This window comes from Bradyrhizobium centrosematis (assembly GCF_045571495.1).
GTDB classification, from domain to species: domain Bacteria; phylum Pseudomonadota; class Alphaproteobacteria; order Rhizobiales; family Xanthobacteraceae; genus Bradyrhizobium; species Bradyrhizobium centrosematis.
In genome coordinates, this window is sequence record NZ_CP120703.1 from 5,502,973 (window position 1) to 5,520,395 (window position 17,423).

Here is a 17,423-nt window from a genome sequence, read left to right on the forward strand (position 1 = left end):
GTGGGCCGGTTCGCCACAAGGAAAGAATCATGCCTGTCGACACCAAAGCCGCCACCGACCGCCTCATGCGCTTCCTCGCCGTCGAGGGCGTGACCGGCCGGGAGGCGGCGATCGGGCGCGAGCTCACCGCCGCATTGAAGGAGAGCGGCGTGCCGACGAAGGCGATCCGGCTCGACGATGCCAACACGCGCATTCCGGTGCCGACCGAGACCGGCAATCTCATCGTCGACCTGCCCGGCCGCGGCGCGCTGCACAACCAGCCGCGCATCATGTTCATGACCCACATGGACACCGTGCCGCTCTGTGCCGGCGCCAAGCCGAAGAAATCGGGACGCAAGATCGTCAACGAGGCCAAGACCGCGCTCGGCGGCGACAATCGCTGCGGCTGCGGCGTGCTGGTGACGCTGGCCGCCGAGCTCGAAAAGCAGAAGCTCGATCATCCGCCGATCACGCTGCTGTTCTGCGTCCGCGAGGAGAGCGGGCTCTACGGTGCACGCCACGTCAAGGTGGACGAGCTCGGCTCGCCCGTGATGGCCTTCAACTATGACGGCGGCTCCGCCTCCAACGTCGTCATCGGCGCGGTCGGCGCCGACCGCTGGACGGTCGAGATCTTCGGCCGCGCCTCGCATGCCGGCGTCGCGCCGGAGCGCGGCATCTCCGCGACCATGATCATGGCGCTGGCGCTTGCGGACGTGAAGGCCGGCGGCTGGTTCGGCAAGGTGGTGAAGGGCAAGAAGCAAGGCACCAGCAATGTCGGCCCCGTCACCGGCGGCGAGGGCCGCCCCGCCGGCGATGCCACCAACGTCGTCACCGACTACGTGCATGTGCGCGGCGAATGCCGCAGCCACGACGGAAAGTTCTTCAAGGAGATCACGAAGGCCTACAAGGCCGCGTTCGAGAAGGCGGCCAAGAAGGTGACGAACGCGCAAGGCAAGTCCGGCAAGGTCAAGTTCAAGGCCGAGACCGACTATTATCCGTTCCGCATGAAAGAGAGCCTGCCCGTGGTCAAACGTGCCATCGAGGCAGTCTCCGCCGTGGGCGGCACCCCGAACGTGCGCGCCGCCAATGGCGGCCTCGATGCCAACTGGATGGTCCGCCACGGCGTCCCGACCGTAACCTTCGGCGCCGGACAAAACGAGGCGCACACGATCGACGAATGGATCAATCTCGACGAATACGACCGCGCCTGTGCACTCGCCGTGCAGCTCGCGACGATGCGGTGAGATAGGTCGTAGGATGGGTAGAGCGCAGCGCAACCCATCGTTCCTTGCAAAGACGGAGATGATGGGTTTCGCTGCGCTCTACCCGTCCTACAAGAAGAAAAATACAGGGAGGCCGCATGGCACGCATCGCGACGATCGAGACCGGATTCTACCGGATCCCCCTTCCCGTCACGCTCTCCGATTCCACTCATGGCGAGATCACCGCGTTCGAGCTGATCACCTGCCGCATCCGCGATGCCGATGGTGCCGAAGGCGTCGGCTACACCTACACCGTAGGGCGCAATGGCGGCGCTGTTGCAGACATTCTCAAGCGCGAGATCCCGCCGCTGGTCGAAGGGCGCGAGGCTGATGACACCGAGGCGATCTGGCATCACGTCTGGTGGGCGCTGCATTACGGTGGGCGCGGCGGGCCGATGGTGCTGGCGCTCTCCGCGCTCGACATCGCGCTGTGGGATCTGAAGGCGCGCCGCGCCAAGGTGCCGCTGTACCGGCTGCTCGGCGGCTTCGACGCGCGCGTGCCCTGCTATGCCGGCGGCATCGACCTCGACCTCTCCGTGGATGAGCTGCTGGCGCAGACCGACGGCAATCTCGCCAAAGGCTTTCGTGCCATCAAGATGAAGGTCGGGCGCCCCGATCTCAAAGCGGACGTTGCGAAGGTTGCCGCGATGCGACGGCATCTCGGCGACGGCTTTCCGCTGATGGCGGATGCCAACATGAAGTGGACGGTGGAGGAGGCGATCCGCGGCGCGCGGGCCTTCGTTCCCTACGACCTCACCTGGCTCGAGGAGCCGATCATCCCCGACGACGTCGCGGGCCATGCCCGCATCATGCGGGAGGGCGGCGTGCCGATCGCGGCGGGAGAGAATTTGCGCTCGCTGTGGGAGTTCAAGAGCTATATCGCCACGGGCGCGGTGTCCTATCCCGAGCCTGACGTCACCAATTGCGGCGGCGTTTCCGCCTTCATGAAGATCGCGCACCTGGCGGAGGCCTTCAACCTGCCCGTCACCAGCCACGGCGCGCACGACATCACCGTGCATCTGCTCGCGGCCTGCCCGAACCGCTCCTATCTGGAGGCGCACGGCTTCGGGCTCGACAAATACATCGAGCACCCGCTGGTGCTCGAGGACGGCAAGGCACTGGCGCCGGACCGCCCCGGACACGGCATCAGCTTCGACTGGGCGGGGTTGGCAAAGCTGGCGTGATACCCAATGCTCGTCATTCCAGGGCGCGACGAAGTCGCGAACCCGGAATGACGGGGAAAGAGCGGCGCGCTTTGCACGCGAGCTATTCGCTGGCGCTTGATGCAGCGGTCCGATAATCGGCTATGCTTACTGTAAGTCGACTCTCTCCGCGAAAGATCCCGCCTTGTCCCCCGAACTGCACCAGAAACTGACCATGTGGCGCCGGCACCTTCACATGCATCCGGAGCTGTCGCTCCAGGAGAAGGAGACCGCCGCCTTCGTGCAGGACAAGCTCACCGAGCTCGGCATTCCCTTCGAGGCGGGCATCGGCGGCCACGGCATCGTCGCGACCCTGACGCGCGGACATGCCCCGAGCCGCGTCGGCCTGCGCGCCGACATGGACGCGCTGCCGATCACCGAGGACACCGGCCTGCCCTACGCCTCCAAGACACCAGGCGTGATGCATGCCTGCGGCCATGACGGCCACACCGCCTCGCTGCTCGGCGCCGCCGCGCTGCTCGCCGGCGACAGCAGCTGGAGCGGCACGATCGATTTCATCTTCCAGCCGGCGGAGGAAGGCTTTGGCGGCTCGCGCGCGATGGTCGCGGACGGGCTGTTCGATCGATTTCCGATGCAGCGCGTGTTCGGCTTCCACAATTGGCCGGGCCTTGCCGCCGGCACCATCGCCGTGCACGACGGCGTCGTCATGGCGTCCGGCGGCCGCATCACCATCACCATCGAGGGCCATGCCGGCCACGCCGGCATGCCGCATCTGACGCGCGATCCGGTGGTGGCGGCCGGTCATCTGATCGTGGCGCTGCAATCGGTGGTCTCGCGCAGCGTCGATCCGCTCGACACCGCGGTGCTGTCGCTCTGCACCATCGAAGGCGGCACCGCGCCGAACCAGATCGCCGGCCGCGTCACCATCCGCGGCACGCTGCGCTATCACCGCGAGGCCGTCAGGGGTACCATCCTCGACGGCATCGAACGGACCTGCGCCGGGATTGCGACGAGCTTCGGCGTCAAGGTCACGCCGGAGATCGTCTGGGGTGTGGGTGTGGTGGTCAACACGCCGGAGGAGGCGGACCTCGCGCGGATCGCCGCGGAGAAGGTGCAGGTGCCGGTGCGGCGCGACCTCGCGCCGAGCATGGCCGGCGAGGATTTTGCCCATTACCTGCAGCAGCGGCCGGGCGCCTTCGTCTGGATCGGCAATGGCGAATTGCGCGATGGCGCCGAGCTGCACGGCCCGCGCTACGATTTCAACGACGCGATCCTGCCCGTGGCCTCGAGCTGGATGGCGGAGGTGGCCAAGGCGGCGCTGGCGTCGAACTAAAGCGCGATGTGATCGGGTTTATCGCTTGCCACCTGACAGATGCACTCCCTCGCCCGCTTGCGGGAGAGGGCTGGGGAGAGGGTGCTTCAGCGATGGGACAATCCCCTAGAGGAGAAGGCCCTCACCCGCGCCTTCGGCGCGACCTCTCCCGCAAGCGGGAGAGGCTGCACCGGGCCCGTGGCCATCAGTTCGACCTCAAGCGATTCCGCCCCAGGGCCGTTCACGAAATCTCGCGCGGCAGCTTCCAGTCTGGCCGCGGCTCGAACGTCTCCTCGACGCGGGCGACGTGATATCCGGCAGGCAGCAGGTGGCCACCCTCCTCGTCTGCGACCGGGACGTCTGTCACGAGGCCCTCGATCAAGGCGGCTTCCCAAACCTCTTTCTCGGTCGGAAAGGGATCGCCAATCTGCTTGCTGCCTTCGAACAGCGCGTACATCGGTTCCGGTCCTTGCATTGACGCGTGCACCGGAAACGTATCGGCCGCACGGACGTTCCCTTCCGGCAAAAGGCGGGAGATGGCACGTCGATGGCGCGCGTTCTGATCGGAACTTCCGGCTGGCATTACGCCTCGTGGCGCGGCCCGTTCTTTCCCGAGGACGTGACGCTCAAGCAGCAGCTCAGCTACTACGCCGGACAGTTCGACACCACGGAGCTGAACGGCGTGTTCTACCGCACGCCGACGCCGGAGGCGGTGAAAGGCTGGCGCGAGCAGACCGGCCGCGATTTCGTCTTCGCGTGGAAGGCATCGAAATTCATCACGCATTGGAAGCGCCTGTCGGAGCGCTCGGTCAACAGCCTCGAGCTGCTGGAGGACCGCATCTCCCGGCTCGGCGGCAAGGCCGGCCCGATCCTGTTCCAGCTCCCCCCGCAATTCGAGGCGAATGCCGACCGTCTCGCATCGTTCTTCAAGCTGCTGTCGCGGAAACGGCGGTACAGTTTCGAATTCCGTCATCCGAGCTGGTATCAGCCGCGCATCCTGCGGATGCTGGCCGACGAGAACATCTCGCTGTGCCTGTCCGACCATCACGACGCGCCGGCGCCGTGGAAGCGCACGGCCGATTTCGTCTATGTGCGCGGGCACGGCCCGAGCGGACGCTATCACGGGCACTATACCAAGGCCACGCTGGCGCAATGGGCCAAGCGCATCAAGTCCTGGAAGCGGCAGGGCTGCGACGTCTATGTCTATTTCGACAACGACCAGAAGAGCGCAGCACCCGTCGACGCGCTGGCGCTGAAGCAGCTGCTGTGACGCTAGATGACGCCGCTCTGCCGGAGCGCCGCGATCGCGGCTTCGTCATAGCCGAGCTCGGCAAGGACGAGATCGGTGTGCTCACCGAGGGTCGGCGGACGGCGCGCGATCTCGCCCGGCGTTTCCGAGAGCCGGACCGCGGCCCGTGTCACCGGTGCGGGTTTCGGCAGCCCCGGATAGTCGACGTCCTGCATGAAACCGGCGGCGCGGATGTGCGGATGATCCAGCGCCTGTTGCGGCGAGAGCACGGGCCCGGTCGGAATCATCGCCTGGCCCAGCGCATCGACGGCCTCCTGCGTGGTGCGCTCGGCGCACCAGCGCGCCATCCGCTCGCTGATGATACGGCCGTTGTTGCCGCGGCTGATATCGTCGGCGAAGCGCGGATCGTTCAGCCAGATCTCCTCTTCGCCCATCAGCCTTGCCCAGCGCTTGAACAGCGGATGGCCGGTGACCTGGCACAGCACCCAGCCGTCCTTGGTGCGGTAGATGTCGGCGGGCGCTGCGGTCTGGCCGAGATTGCCGGTCGGAACACGGTTGACGTTGATGACGGCCTGCTCGATCAGCGTCGCATTGGTGAAGGACAAGGCGGTCGCGAGCAGCGCGCCCTCGACGACCTGCCCGCGCCCGGATTTGCCGCGCTCGATCAGTGCGGCAAGCGTGCCGAATGCGCAATGCAGCGCGGTGCCGAAATCGACCCAGTTCACCGCGGCGCGATACGGCGGATCGCCCGCGCCCGTCATGTACACCGATCCCGACATGACCTGCCCGACACCGTCGAAGCCGACGCGATCGGACCACGGCCCCGGCCCGCCGAACGCGGTCGCCGTGGTCAGGATGATGTCGGGCTTGATCGCCTTCAACGACTCGTAGTCGAGCTTCATGGCGCGCAGGGTCTGCGGCGGCAGATTGGCGACGACGACGTCGGCGGTCGCGATCAGGCGGCGCATCACCTCCTGCCCGTCCGGCTTCATCGGATCGAGCGTGACGCACTTCTTGTTGCGGTTGACCTGGAGGAACAGCGCGCCCTCGCCGCCTTCACCGACCGGCGCCACGAAGCGATCCTCGCTGCCGTCGCGCTTCTCGACACGAATGACCTCGGCGCCGAATTCGGCCAGCAAGGTCGCGCAATAGGGACCTGCGATATAGCGCCCGAAATCGAGCACGCGCACGCCCTCCAAAACTCCTCCCATCGAACCCTTCCCTGTTGTTTGTTGCAGATTACAGGGACTGGCCGCCAGGGCAAGTTGGGGATGCACAATGCCGGCGCAATGTACGGCTATCGCCTATGCGGCAACCGCCTCGTAGATATCCTCCTCCTGGGCCGTGTGCATGCGCACCAAAGTTTCGATCGCCTCGATCACGCGCTGAGCGTCGCGAATGAGGTAGCGGTCGATCTTCTCCGACGGCAGATCCTCCGCGATCCGGGCGAGCAGCCGGGCGAGATGCAGTATCTCGCGATGCGCACGGCTCATGGCAGAGAGCCCGTGGCGGTCGCGCAGCACCTGCGTGAGCTTCGGATAGACGCTGTCCTCATCTTCGCGCTCGTGCATCACCACGCTGCCCTGAACCAGTCGATCCGCCTCACCAATCAGCGCGGCGGCGGCTTCGGGCCCCGCATCGTCCAGCGCGTCGACGATCTGACGCAAGCGGCCGAGATCCCTAAGCAGAGCCTGATGATCGTGATGCAACGTCAGCCCCTGCTCCGCGGTGAGGCGCGGACCACTCCTGGCGAGCGGCGGATTGAGCGCTCGCAGCGCGTTTAGAATGACGGCGACGTCGATCACCTCCTGAACGATCGCGGCCGGTACCGGATCGAGCCAGCCAAGGCCGGCAGCGGCCATTGCCGCCAGTGACAGCCCCATCCCGACGAAGATGCTTTGCAGGGCGATGCGCCGCGCGCGCTGCGCGATGACGATCGCTTCGCCGACCCGATCCAGCCGGTCGGTGAGAATCACCACATCTGCCGCCTCGGAGGAAGCGCTTGCACCGCGCGCGCCGAGCGCGACCCCCGTGTCGGCCACAGCCAGCGCCGGGGCGTCGTTGATGCCGTCGCCGACCATGATGGTCGGATGCAGCCGCTGTTCGCTACGTACCGCTTCGACCTTGTCCGCGGGAACGCGATCGGCCAGCACGGCATCGAGATCGAGCGCCGCTCCGATGGCCTGCGCCGCTGCAGCGCGATCACCCGTCACCATCACCATGCGCGCAATGCCGGCATCGCGCAGCAGCCGGATCGCGCGTGGCGTATCCGCGCGCAATTCGTCCGCCAGCAGCAACGCGCCGATGAGACGGCCGTTCACCGCGACAAAGACGATCAGCGCCGAGCGCCACGAGGCACGTCGAATCGCCCGCGCCTCCCATGACGAAAGCTCGGCACGCGAGAGAAGCATCTCTCGCGAGCCCGCCATGACGTGGCGTCCGTCGATCTGGCCGCTGAGGCCGGCTCCCATGGTCTCCTTGACGTGCTCCGGCGGCTTCAGCTTGAGCCCACGGGCAAGGGCCGCAGCGACGACGGCCTTCGCCAGCACGTGGTGCGAAGCTTGCTCGAGCGACGCGCCGAGCGTGAGGACCTGATCCGGATCCTCGCCCGGCGCGACCTCGACGGAGAGCAACCGCGCCCCGCCCACCGTCAGGGTACCGGTCTTGTCGAACAGCACGGTGTGAGCACGGGCCAACGCCTCCAGCGCCTTGCCGCCCTTGACCAGGATCCCGCGGCGGGCCGCTTGCGCCACTCCCGCGATGAAGGCGACCGGCGCGGCCAGAATCAACGGGCACGGCGTCGCCGCCACCAGCACCGCAAGGCTGCGGGTCACGTCGCCGGAGATGTGCCATGCCAGGAACGAGATGACGAGTGTCACCGGCAGGAAGATCAGCGCATGCCGGTCGGCCAACCGCACGAAGGGAGCTCTCGCCGTTTGCGCCGCAGTCACCATGCGCACGATGCCCGCATAGGTGCTCTCGCTGGCCGCCGCGGTCACGGTCAACTGGAAGGTCTCACCCGCGTTCAGGGAACCGGAAAGAACGGCGCTTCCGCGTGACTTCTCCACCGGAATCGGTTCGCCTGTAACCGCGGACTCGTCGATCACGGCGAAGGCCGACGCAACGACACCGTCGACCGGCACGATTTCGCCGGCCTGCACCAGAAGCTCCTCGCCGACCGCCACCTCCTCGATCGGAACATCCTCGATCCGCTCGCTCGATTTGCGATGGACCTGCCGCGGCGCCCGATCGACCAGAGATCGCAGATCATGCTCCGCCCGTGCGATCGCGATCTCTTCCAGCAGGTTGCCGCCGGAATACATCAGCGCGACCACAGCCCCTGCGAGCGGCTGTCCGAGCGCCAAAGCCGCGCTCATCGACAGCAGCGCGATCGCGTCCACGCCGACGCGGCCCCTCAGCAGATCCTGGACGATCGAGACCGCCAATCCTGCAATCACGGGCACGGTGCCGAGCGCCCACGCGAGATCGGCCAGATCAGGCCGGCCCGCGGCCCGCGCGAGAGTCCCTGCAGTCAATCCTGCGATTGCGATCGCAACCAGAGCCCATCGCAAGACCCGATCAAACGGCATGGCTTGGCGCGCGCCCTTCGTCTTCCACCTGCTATTGCTGCGGGACGGGGCTCTTGCTCCTGTGCATGAACGCCATCATCTCTTCCAACGTGAGCTTGCCGTCCTTGTCGCGGTCCATTGCCTTGAACACGCGCTCGTGAGCGGCCTGAAACTCGGGCAGCGAGACGTTCCCATCGCCATCGGCATCCATCAGCGCGAAGATGATGCGGAAGGCGACCGGCGGCGGCATGGCGTCACTGCCCATCGCGCCATGTTCCTTCATCCCCTCCCCCTTCATTCCTTGTCCCATCATTCCGCGCCCCATCATTCCCATCATGTCTCCACCCGGCATCGGGCTCTGCCGCTCGGCGGACGGATTGGCAGGAGAACTCGACTGCGGCGACGTCGGCGTCTGCTCCTGTCCGGGATGATGGCCTTGATGATCCGCCGGCGATTGAGCCAAAGCTGGCTGGCCCAAGATGGCGAACAGCAACGCTACGGCAATGGTTCGATCTCGCATGGCACTCCTCCGGCCTTGATGTGGGCCCAAGGAGGTTGTCGAACTTCACCGATTTTACCTTGAGGCAAGTCAACAAAGCGGCTTGCGCCCCATGCCTTTCTCACGCCAATGACCTTGGCGCCGAATTCAGCCGACGAGATCGCGCAATTGCAACCGCTGCCGGCCGCCTACGCACGCCACCACTGCCGACAAGGCCGGTAGTCCCGTGAATTAACCGGCGCGGGCGTATCCAATCGCCTCGGTGAGAATCTTGCGGTCGCCGATGTGGTTGGCGAGCAGCAGGATCAGCCGGGCGTTCATGCGCAGGGCCTGCTCCTCATCGAGATCGCGTTGGCTGTTGATCAGCTCGGCGTAGAAATCGTCGGGATCGGCGATGTTCGGTGACAGGTTGAGCATCATGCCGCAAGCTCCGTCCGGTCTGCGGTGTCGTGGCCGGCTGCGCGTAGCGCCGCCTCGGTGATCTTGGCCTCGTCGAATCCGGTCCAACGCGCGGCGACATATTGATCGGGGCGGAACAGATACGTGGTTCCGGGCGAGGCGCCGTAGCGCTGCGCAAGCAGACCCGTGGGATCCTCGATGTCGCGGCCGACGAGAATGAGCTTGGCCGCGAACGGCCCCACCGCGATCTCGGTCTTGTCGCTCACCTTGCCGAAGGCAACGACCGTGAAGCCCTCGCCGAGACAGTGCAGGAACCAGGACGGCTTGCCATCCACGGCAATCGGCGCATCCGCCGCATTCATGCCGGGCCGCATGGCGCCCGGCACCGCATCGTGGTCGGGCGTGTTGAGCGCCGACCTCACGTAAGGAGTCGGCGTCGATAGCCGGCCACTGTTGACCAGCGGTCGTGCAAAGCCGTGATGCCGGGCGAGCTCTAGCACCGCGTCACGGAAATAGCGGCTCGGCTTCGTCTTCGGCGTGATGAAGTCGGTCGCCCGCGTCGAGTTCAGGATATTGTCGTCCGCGGCATAGGCCCGCTCCTCGTGGTAGCTGTCGAGCAGCGCTTCGGAGGCTTCGCCGCGCAGCACCATCGCGAGCTTCCAGGCGAGATTGTCGATGTCCTGGACGCCGGTATTGGCACCGCGCGCGCCGAACGGCGAGACCTGATGCGCGGCGTCGCCGGCGAACAGCACCCTGCCTTGCCGGAAATTGTCGATACGCCGGCAGGCGAACTGGTAGATCGAGACCCATTCGAGCGCGAACTCGGCATCCTCGCCAAGCATGGCACGGATGCGCGGGATCACCCGCTCCGGCCGCTTTTCCTCCTCGGGATCGGCGTCCCAGCCGAGCTGAAAGTCGATGCGCCAGATGTTGTCGGCCTGCCGGTGCAGCAGCACAGACTGGCCGGGATGGAACGGCGGATCGAACCAGAACCAGCGCTCGGTCGGGAAATCCGCCTTCATGGCAACGTCGGCAATCAGGAAGCGATCCTGGAAGAATTGTCCCGTGAACTCGGCGCCCACCATCTTGCGTACGTCCGAGTTGGCGCCGTCGCAGGCGATCACCCATTGCGCCTCCATGGTGAAGATGCCGTCGGGCGTTTCCACCGCCAGCGTCGCATGGTCGGCGGCCTGCTTGAGGCTGATGAGCCGGTGCTTCCAGCGCAGCTCGATCAGCGGATTGGCCCTGCATTGGGCAACCAGCATCTCTTCCAGATGATATTGCTGCAGATTGATCATGGCCGGCCATTGGTGGTCGGCCTCCGGCAACAGATCGAACTGATAGGACATCTCGTCCCGGAAGAACACCTTGCCGACCTTCCAGCTGACGCCGCGCTCGACCATCGGCGCCGCGCAGCCAAGGCGGTCCCAGATCTCCAGCGGACGCTTGGCGTAACAGACCGCGCGCGAGCCGATCGAGACGGTGTCGTTGTCGTCGAGCACCACGACCGGCTGACCGCGGGCCGCACAGTCGAGCGCCGCGGTGAGGCCGATGGGACCTGCGCCGATCACCACGATCGGATGCCGCTTCACGATGCAATCGGCCTGTTCCTGAGAGCGCCGATAGCCGAACTTCGGATAGATGTAGCTCGTCATGTTCGCTTCCTGATGCACGGGTGCGGGATCAATGCGCGTCCGCGAATTCCTTCTCGTGCATCCAGGCGGTGTGGCGCGGCGGACGCTTGGTGCGCGACCATTCCTCGACCATCTCATGCGCGACCGACTTCATGCGGTCGATCTGCTCGGGCGTGGCGGTCCAGGCGGCAATCTCCAGGCGATGGCCGCTGGGATCGCGGAAATAGATCGACTTGAAGATGGTGTGATCGGTGACGCCGACCACGTCGAGGCCGGCGGCTTCCGCGCGCGCCTTGGCCTCTTCGAGCTCGGCGAGGTCCTTGACCTGGAAGGCGATGTGCTGGGTCCAGTCCGGCGTATTGGGATCGCGGCCCATCGGCGGCGAGTTCGGCAGCTCGAAGAAGGCGAGAATGTTGCCGTTTCCGGCATCGAGGAAGATGTGCATGTAGGGATCCGGCGCCTTGGTCGACGGCACCCGGTCCTCGGCGATGGCGCCGAGCAGATCCATATTCATGACCTTCTTGTAGAACTCGACCGTGGCCTTGGCGTCGACGCAGCGATAGGCGACGTGGTGGATCTTCTCGATCTTCATGACGTTTCGCTCCCTGGACTTGCGGTTGCGAAATTGGTATCAGATGTTACTATTTCCCAGATTTGATCTGGATCAACCGGCTCGGAAGAATTTGCCAGGTGGACCGGCGGAGCGGACATCGCGTGATGGGGCATTCGGGTGAGATGCGGCGCGGGGATGCCGCCGAGCGCGGCTCGGGACAGGATGGTCGCGCGCTCGATTTGCAGCGATATTTTCCGTACCGGATGGCGCGTCTTGCCGAGCAGGTGTCGCTGGCGGTTGCCGAGGTCTATTCCGAGCGGTTTGCGCTGACGCGGCAGGAATGGCGCGTGCTTGCCATTCTCGGGGCACGTGCAGACATTGCGACCAAGGAGATCGGTCCGCTGACGACGCTCGACAAGATGCAGGTCAGCCGCGCCGTGCAGGGACTGGAGGCGCGCGGCATCGCCAGCCGCAAGCACCATCCCGACGATCGGCGCGAGCTGATCGTCTCGCTGACGCCGGCCGGCCGCGCGCTGTATCGCAAGATCGTTCCTTTCGCACTGGCGCGGGAGACGGAGCTGCTCAACGTGCTGACGCCTGAGGAGGTGAAGGTGCTCGACCGCGTGATGCACAAGCTCTCGGAGGCGTTGGGCTAAAGCAGGATGAGTTTTGGTTGAATCGTTGTGCGCTCAGGGCTCGATTCACCTCTCCCCGTCGGGGAGAGGTGAATCACCGACAGCACGCGCTCAGGCTTCGCGGTAGTCGAGCAGGATGAGGCCGACCAGGATGAAGGCGACGGGCCAGATCCACGCCGCGACGTTGCGGACGCGGCCGTCGAGCCGCAATTCGAGCCAGCGCGCCCAGCCCGCCGCGATCCCGCACAAGGCGAGCGGGGTGTGGCTCATCTCGATCAGGAGTTGGTCCTTGATGTTGGCGATGGCATGGGAATGCGTGAGCAGGAGCGCGCCGCCGAGCGCGGTGGTCAGGGGAAACACCAGCGCCGCGCGTCCGGCCTTGTCGCCGCGCAGCCGCACGCGCCATTCGAACAGGCCGAACACGGCGATCAGCAGCACGAAGATGCGATGCTGTGCCACCTCGGGGTCGCGCAGCGATTCGAAGAATCCAACCGGACCCAGCGGCCAGGCCTGCTCATCGGCGCGCAGGAACAGGAAGGCCGCCATGCCGAGAAACAGCAGCGGCCAGTGCCGCGCCCAGCGGCCCCAGCGAAAACGCTCAATCAGGGCAAGCAACCCGATCAGCACCACGAAGACGCCGGCCCAGTGATGATTATATTCGGACCAGGCGATGTCCTCGGCATTGCGCGGTAGGATCGTGCCCTCGCCGGGAACGTAGGCTGACGGCGCGCTGCTGCGCCCGGCATCGGCCAATGTGATTCTGGCTTGGAGCTGCGCGATGGTCAGCTTGTCGTAGTCCGGGCTGGTCAGGCGCGGCGGCCATTGCGGCGTGGCGCGCTCGACGATCTCCTGCCAGCTCAGCCGGTCGCGCGACAGATCGATGCCGGGCGGCAATGACGTCAGCGACGCAGCGGCGAGCAGAACGGTCAGACCGATGCCGATTTCGACCTCGGCGAAGCGCTTGAGGCGGAGGATCGGCGTCGCGGGATCGCGCCGCAGCCGCTCGACCAGGAGATAATTGCCCGCGCCAAGCGCGAGCAGCATCAGCAGCAATCCGATCTTGGCAAGCGTCATGACGCCGTAGGCGGTGCCGTAAATCGCCCCGATCGAGCCGATGTAATTCAGGACCATGACGAGGCCGCCGGCGACGATCGCCGCGACTGCGGCCATGGACATCAACGAATAGCGCCGTGCGATGAGGCGCCAGTCGGAGGGCACCTTGCAGCCGTTCAACGCGATCAGAAAATAGGGCAGCCCACCGATCCAGATCGCGGCGCCCAGCATGTGGCCGGCATCGGCCAAGAGCAGCGGCCAGCTGAGATCGGGCCGGCTCGCCGCGTGGGTCAGCCTGGTCTGCATCGCGAGCGCGAGCAGTGCGAGCGCGAGAAGCGCCAGGGCTCGCAGGCCCTGCGCGCGGCGATCGGCCAGCACGGCGAGGCCGAATGCGCTGGCCGCAATGACGAGGTCGGCCCGGCCGAAATCGGCACCGATCGCCTCACTCCAGGGCACCTGAAGCGTTCCGACCAGCGCGGCGGCATTGAGACCCAGCGAGGCCAGGGTGAGCAGTGCCCATGCGAAGGCGCTGACCTTCAGCACCGTCAGGCACCTCTCCTCGATCGTGAGGCCGAATACGGAAAGCCGCGGCTGCAACGGACCCCACAGAAACATCTGAAAGGCGAGACCGCCGAGCGTGACGGATTGCGCGATCAGGATCAGGCCGCGCAGGACGACCGACAGATAGCCGAATATGTCGAGAAACAGGTACAAGGCAGGGTCAGTGAACGATGAACGGAATGTCGCCACGCGTGATGTGCCCATCGACGCTGAGCACCTGCCAGCGCAGGCGCCATGCGCCGCTGGAGAGCCGCGCCGCCTCGGCCTTGAGCTCGTCGGCCGGCGCGTCGGCCGCAGGCGCCAGCGCCTGTGCGGCGCCGTTCGGAGCCAGCAGCGTCAGCCGGGAATGGGCGCGATCGATCCGGCTGTTGAATTTGAGGCGGATCGCGATCGCATCTCCCGATATGGTCGCACCGGCCTCCGGCGCTGACGATACGATGATGGCGTGCGCGAAGACTGCGCTCGGGCCGGCAAGACACCAGATGGCGGATAGAAGGATCGCGATTCGAACGAACGCGCGCATGGTTGGTCACTCGCAGTCGGCAGCTGCCCCGCCACCGCACCGCCCCCGGCGCGTGGTCCGTGCCTATGTTGGAACCCCGGCGGCCTTCGCAAGGGCACGCGAGCGACAAGCCGGTTGCAACCGGCGGAAAAGGATCGGCTGTTGCCGCTGCGACACACCGCCCGCGGCAAAATGCCGATGCGGGAGGCACGCACCGGGCGAGACGCGGAGGCTTGAAGTCGCCGCGACCAATTCTAAGTTCAAACACAGCCGGACCTTGCGGGTTCGGCGATCAACACTGATGCAGAGGTTAGGAATGGCCCGCAGCTTGCGCGGGCACAAGTTCGAGGAAGATGACATGAGAAAGCTTGCTCTTGCAGTTCTCGCGGCAGCAACGCTCCTCATCGGAACGATTGCGCCGGCTTCGGCCCACTGGCGAGGTCATCATCACTGGGGTGGTCCGGGCATCGGTCCGGCAGTTGCCCTGGGTCTGTTCACGGGCGCGCTGGCGGCCGCGACGGCACCGCCGGTCTATTATGAGCCGGTCTATGGACCGCCGGCATATTACTACGGACCCCGATACTATCGGACCGTCCGCTATTATCCAGCGGCCTACCCCTACTGGTGGTGAGCTGAGGAAGGCCCGGCCTGCAGCCGGGCCTTATCGCTGAATGACACCGCCCGATTGCCTGATCACGAAGCTGCAGATGCCAGGTGCCTGCCAAGGCACCTTGGCGTCCGGAACAGAAGGCAGCAGGAGAAGTTTTGTGGATACGATGCAGGTCCGGACGCGTAACCGGGCCCGCGCGAGCGCGCATGAATGCGCCTCGGCGCCGCCCCGCCGCGCAACACGATCGGATCCGGATTTCGCATGAACAAGAATATCCGCTTCAATCTCGGGTATGCTGCCGCCGCGATCTTCGCGGTGTTCTTGATCCAACATCTCATTTCCACGGCCAGCCAGATCGCCGTGATTCCCTACAGCGAATATCAGCAATTGCTGCGCCAGGGGAAGGTCGAGGCAGTCGGCATCTCCGATCGGACCCTGCAAGGCACGCTGAAGGAGCCGCTTGCCGGCGGCCAGAAACAATTCGTCACCACGCGCGTCGACCAGGACGTCGCCCAGGAGCTTGAGAAATACAACGTCCGCTTCACCGGCCAGATCGAGAGCACGTTCCTGCGGGACCTGTTGTCGTGGGTCATGCCGGTGCTGCTGTTCTTCGGTCTCTGGTGGTACATCGGCCGCCGCATGGCGGAAGGCGGCGGCATCGGCGGCGGGCTGATGGCGATCGGCAAGAGCAAGGCCAAGGTCTATGTCGAGTCCAACACCGGGGTCACCTTCGCCGATGTTGCAGGGGTCGATGAGGCCAAGGACGAGCTTCGCGAGGTGGTCGATTTCCTGAAGAACCCCACTGATTATGGCCGGCTTGGCGGCCGCATGCCGAAAGGCGTGCTGCTGGTGGGCCCGCCGGGCACTGGCAAAACCCTGCTGGCCAAGGCTGTCGCGGGCGAGGCCCGAGTGCCGTTCTTCTCGATCTCCGGGTCGGAGTTCGTCGAGATGTTCGTCGGCGTTGGCGCCGCGCGGGTGCGGGACCTGTTCAAGCAGGCGCACGAAAAGGCGCCGGCCATCATCTTCATCGACGAGCTCGACGCGCTTGGCCGCGCCCGCGGCATCGGCCCCTTCGCAGGCGGCCACGACGAGAAGGAGCAGACTCTCAACCAGTTGCTGGTCGAGCTCGACGGCTTCGATTCCCGCTCCGGGCTTGTCATCCTCGCCGCCACCAACAGGCCGGAAATCCTCGACCCTGCCCTGCTGCGCGCCGGCCGCTTCGACCGGCAGGTGCTGGTCGACCGCCCCGACAAGAAGGGCCGCATCGAGATTCTCAAGGTCCATATGAAGAAGGTGCGCCTGGCCGAGCACGTCGAGGCAGAGACGGTCGCAGCGCTGACGCCCGGCTTTACCGGCGCGGACCTTGCCAACCTCGTCAACGAAGCCGCGCTTCTGGCGACGCGCCGCGGGGCCGACGCGGTGAGCATGAGCGACTTCAACAATGCGGTCGAGCGTATGGTCGCGGGCCTCGAGAAGCGCAACCGCCTGCTCAATGCTAAGGAGCGCGAAATCGTCGCCTATCACGAGATGGGACACGCCCTCGTCGCGCTCTCGCTGCCCGGCACCGACCCCGTGCACAAGGTGTCGATCATCCCGCGCGGCGTGGGCGCGCTCGGCTACACCATCCAGCGACCGATCGAAGACCGCTTCCTGATGACGAAGGAGGAACTGGAGAACAAGATGGCCGTGCTGCTCGGCGGCAGGGCGGCCGAGTTGATCGTGTTCGGGCATTTGTCAACCGGTGCGGCCGACGATCTGCGCCGGGTGACTGACATCGCGCGCAGCATGGTGACGCGCTACGGCATGTCTGAGAGACTCGGCAGCGTCGCCTATGAGCGCGATCCCGGCAACTTCCTTGCAGGTCCGGACCGCGCCTATCCGACGCGCGAGCGCGACTATGCCGAAGAGACCGCAGCTGCGGTCGATCGGGAGGTCAAGTCGATCGTCGACCAGGTCTTCCAGCGTACCCAGGGCATCCTGAACACGCGGCGGCCGATCCTGGATCGCGCTGCGAAGAAGCTGCTGGAGAAGGAAACCCTGGAGCAGAGCGATATCGACGCGCTGGTCCAGGAAATGCCGAGGGAAGGATTGCGTGCGATTTGACCTGGCGCCGTTCGATGCCTCAGGCGCAGGACCGGCCGCTACGCGGCCCGTTTCACCCTGATCTCCGCCGGAAGCTCGATCATTTTCCTGTTCGGTGGCGAACCGTTCGAAATCTTCGGCAAAGGCAGGTCTTCGCTCGCGGGCGCCTCCATTCCCGTAGCGGGATCAGCATGCCTGGCGCGCCATTCGATGAAGAGGTGACCGGCCACCAACATCACGCCGGCGCAGAACAGCGCGAGGGCCGCGCTGACGAGATCACGATAATTATCCATTCCACGAACCAAACATAAGATCTCGGTTGCTCGACCAGCGGGCGCGACCCGCCGCGTGCATGGATCAA

At 65.7% G+C, this 17,423-nt stretch carries 17 protein-coding genes; 7 read left to right on the forward strand and 10 right to left on the reverse strand.

Annotated features, from left to right (window positions below):
* Positions 1-29: 29 nt before the first annotated feature.
* From P6U31_RS26235 to P6U31_RS26245, 3 genes are all read left to right on the forward strand, one after another.
* A complete protein-coding gene (locus tag P6U31_RS26235; protein WP_407184652.1) occupies positions 30-1,223 on the forward strand; it encodes a M20/M25/M40 family metallo-hydrolase in 1,194 nt (397 codons plus the stop codon).
* A gap of 116 nt (positions 1,224-1,339) precedes the next feature.
* A complete protein-coding gene (locus P6U31_RS26240; protein ID WP_407184653.1) occupies positions 1,340-2,425 on the forward strand; it encodes a mandelate racemase/muconate lactonizing enzyme family protein in 1,086 nt (361 codons plus the stop codon).
* 163 nt (positions 2,426-2,588) lie between these two features.
* Positions 2,589-3,737 (forward strand): amidohydrolase, encoded by a 1,149-nt coding sequence (locus P6U31_RS26245; RefSeq protein ID WP_407184654.1) that lies wholly within the window; start codon positions 2,589-2,591, stop codon positions 3,735-3,737.
* A gap of 220 nt (positions 3,738-3,957) precedes the next feature.
* Here P6U31_RS26245 and P6U31_RS26250 read toward each other — a convergent pair whose 3' ends face one another.
* Entirely contained in the window at positions 3,958-4,173 is a 216-nt protein-coding gene (locus P6U31_RS26250; RefSeq protein WP_407184655.1) for a hypothetical protein, read from the reverse strand.
* Positions 4,174-4,263: 90 nt separating this feature from the next.
* On the opposite strand from P6U31_RS26250, the gene P6U31_RS26255 reads away from it, so the two are divergent.
* The gene (locus P6U31_RS26255) at positions 4,264-4,986 is read left to right on the forward strand and encodes a DUF72 domain-containing protein (protein ID WP_407184656.1); all 723 of its coding nucleotides are present in this window, start codon (positions 4,264-4,266) and stop codon (positions 4,984-4,986) included.
* Between the two features lie 2 nt (positions 4,987-4,988).
* Here P6U31_RS26255 and P6U31_RS26260 read toward each other — a convergent pair whose 3' ends face one another.
* From P6U31_RS26260 to P6U31_RS26285, 6 genes are all read right to left on the reverse strand, one after another.
* Positions 4,989-6,176, reverse strand: a complete 1,188-nt coding sequence (locus P6U31_RS26260; RefSeq protein ID WP_407184657.1) for a CaiB/BaiF CoA transferase family protein — start codon at positions 6,174-6,176, stop codon at positions 4,989-4,991.
* Between the two features lie 93 nt (positions 6,177-6,269).
* On the reverse strand, positions 6,270-8,555 hold the full coding sequence (locus P6U31_RS26265) for a heavy metal translocating P-type ATPase (RefSeq protein WP_407184658.1): 2,286 nt from the start codon (positions 8,553-8,555) through the stop codon (positions 6,270-6,272).
* Positions 8,556-8,586: 31 nt separating this feature from the next.
* Positions 8,587-9,027: an EF-hand domain-containing protein gene (locus P6U31_RS26270; protein ID WP_407184659.1), complete on the reverse strand. Its 441-nt coding sequence runs from the start codon at positions 9,025-9,027 to the stop codon at positions 8,587-8,589.
* Positions 9,028-9,264: 237 nt separating this feature from the next.
* A complete protein-coding gene (locus P6U31_RS26275; RefSeq protein ID WP_407184660.1) occupies positions 9,265-9,453 on the reverse strand; it encodes a DUF2783 domain-containing protein in 189 nt (62 codons plus the stop codon).
* Complete coding sequence (locus P6U31_RS26280; protein WP_407184661.1) at positions 9,450-11,087, reverse strand: FAD-dependent oxidoreductase; 1,638 nt, start codon at positions 11,085-11,087, stop codon at positions 9,450-9,452. Before P6U31_RS26280 ends, P6U31_RS26275 begins: the two co-directional genes overlap by 4 nt.
* A 28-nt stretch (positions 11,088-11,115) precedes the next feature.
* On the reverse strand, positions 11,116-11,658 hold the full coding sequence (locus tag P6U31_RS26285) for a VOC family protein (RefSeq protein ID WP_057195783.1): 543 nt from the start codon (positions 11,656-11,658) through the stop codon (positions 11,116-11,118).
* A 125-nt stretch (positions 11,659-11,783) separates the two neighbouring features.
* Between P6U31_RS26285 and P6U31_RS26290 the strand changes: the two genes are divergently transcribed.
* Positions 11,784-12,275, forward strand: a complete 492-nt coding sequence (locus P6U31_RS26290; protein WP_407184662.1) for a MarR family winged helix-turn-helix transcriptional regulator — start codon at positions 11,784-11,786, stop codon at positions 12,273-12,275.
* A 90-nt stretch (positions 12,276-12,365) separates the two neighbouring features.
* On the opposite strand, the gene P6U31_RS26295 is transcribed toward P6U31_RS26290, so the two are convergent.
* Together P6U31_RS26295 and P6U31_RS26300 are read right to left on the reverse strand one after the other, a co-directional pair.
* Positions 12,366-14,021, reverse strand: coding sequence for a copper resistance D family protein (locus P6U31_RS26295; protein ID WP_407184663.1), 1,656 nt, complete (start codon positions 14,019-14,021; stop codon positions 12,366-12,368).
* A gap of 7 nt (positions 14,022-14,028) precedes the next feature.
* Positions 14,029-14,391 (reverse strand): copper resistance protein CopC, encoded by a 363-nt coding sequence (locus P6U31_RS26300; protein ID WP_407184664.1) that lies wholly within the window; start codon positions 14,389-14,391, stop codon positions 14,029-14,031.
* A gap of 337 nt (positions 14,392-14,728) precedes the next feature.
* Between P6U31_RS26300 and P6U31_RS26305 the strand changes: the two genes are divergently transcribed.
* Positions 14,729-15,001 (forward strand): hypothetical protein, encoded by a 273-nt coding sequence (locus P6U31_RS26305; protein ID WP_407184665.1) that lies wholly within the window; start codon positions 14,729-14,731, stop codon positions 14,999-15,001.
* 240 nt (positions 15,002-15,241) lie between these two features.
* Positions 15,242-17,083 (forward strand): ATP-dependent zinc metalloprotease FtsH, encoded by a 1,842-nt coding sequence (ftsH, locus tag P6U31_RS26310; protein WP_407184666.1) that lies wholly within the window; start codon positions 15,242-15,244, stop codon positions 17,081-17,083.
* A 38-nt stretch (positions 17,084-17,121) separates the two neighbouring features.
* On the opposite strand, the gene P6U31_RS26315 is transcribed toward ftsH, so the two are convergent.
* Complete coding sequence (locus P6U31_RS26315) at positions 17,122-17,355, reverse strand: hypothetical protein (RefSeq protein WP_407184667.1); 234 nt, start codon at positions 17,353-17,355, stop codon at positions 17,122-17,124.
* Positions 17,356-17,423: the final 68 nt, after the last annotated feature.